The sequence below is a fragment of the Aneurinibacillus aneurinilyticus ATCC 12856 genome (genome assembly GCF_000466385.1).
In the GTDB taxonomy this organism is placed as follows: domain Bacteria; phylum Bacillota; class Bacilli; order Aneurinibacillales; family Aneurinibacillaceae; genus Aneurinibacillus; species Aneurinibacillus aneurinilyticus.
The window spans coordinates 1-1,338 of sequence record NZ_KE952865.1 but is presented as its reverse complement, the minus strand read 5'-3'; the positions used below and the strand labels follow the sequence as shown (position 1 = coordinate 1,338).

General features: G+C 47.2%; 1 protein-coding gene. It reads right to left on the bottom strand.

Translation table 11 applies throughout. The annotated features are described in order from the left end of the window. Positions 1-1,338: spore germination protein (locus HMPREF0083_RS19845; RefSeq protein WP_021623500.1), on the bottom strand; the 1,338-nt coding region annotated here is incomplete at both ends.

Here is a 1,338-nt window from a genome sequence, read left to right as displayed (position 1 = left end):
GGACCCCTGTCGCCGTAGCTGTCTAGGCCCTACAGATACCGGACGCTTTTTCATCAACCATACAGGCAAGCGAATAAACGTATCCTTCATATCCGAAATGCGTAGCGGTGAAATCGGACTCCCGTAAGGATTGCCAAGAGATTCCAAGGTGAGAAGATGAATGACAATGACCATCATTCCAATAATAATCCCCACCATCCCAAACGTGAAGGCCATCAACATCATCGGAAAACGGAGCAAGCGTACACCTGCAGACATTTCGATATTCGGGATGATAAAGGAAGAGATGGCAGTTACGGCTACAACAATCACCATAATATTGCTCACAATTCCTGCCTGAACAGCAGCCTGTCCGATGACAATACCCCCGACAATGCCTATCGTTTGGCCGATAGGTGCCGGAAGCCGAACCCCTGCTTCACGAAGCATTTCCAGCACAAGCTCCATAACGAACGCTTCGATGATGGGAGGAAAAGGAACCCTTTCCCGAGATTCGCCAACTGATAGAAGAAGCTGGAGCGGGATGACTTCATAATGAAAAGAAATCATGGCGATATAAAGGGATGGCGTGAAAATGGCAATGAAAAAACCGGCAAAGCGCAGAAGACGAACAAAAGACCCGACAAACCACCTTACACTGTAATCATCCACCGTTTGAAAAAAAGAGACAAAATTCATCGGTCCCACTAATGCACCGGGCAAACGGTCCACAATAAGAACAGCCCGCCCTTGCAGCAAATGTGAGGCTGTCGTATCCGGTCGTTCCGTTATTGCAAACTGGGGAAAAGGCGTATATGGATTATCCTCAATAAATCCCTCAAGCTCACCTGTACTAATAATCGTGTCCACATCGATTAATTGAATCCGATTTTCCAGTTCTTGAATGAGCTGAGGATTCACTACATCTGCCAGATAAAGCAGCGAAATGGTCACGCCTCCCCTCTCTCCAATCGTAAATTGTTTGATTTTTAGTTCCCGGCTTGGAATATAGCGACGAATTAAAGCGATATTTTGGGAGGCCGATTCAATAAAGCCAAGGTGCGCGTTTTTTAGCGACGTTTCAGCCTGCGGCTCCTGAATCGCCCGCTGCGGCCAGCCTTGCGTTTCCAGTTCGAGGGCTGAGCGTTCCCTGTCAATGAATAAAATGCTTTTTCCGGTAAGAAGCGCTTGTTCAATCTCTTTCCATTGCTGTACCTTTTTCACCTGACCGGCAGACACGATATCTTCGCATGCCTCTTCCGGATTGTGCGTTTGTTCTAGAAGCGGTCGAATAATATCTCTATGAATGACTGTTTTATCAACCAGGCCCTCCATATAGACAAGAAGGGCTTTCTGCCC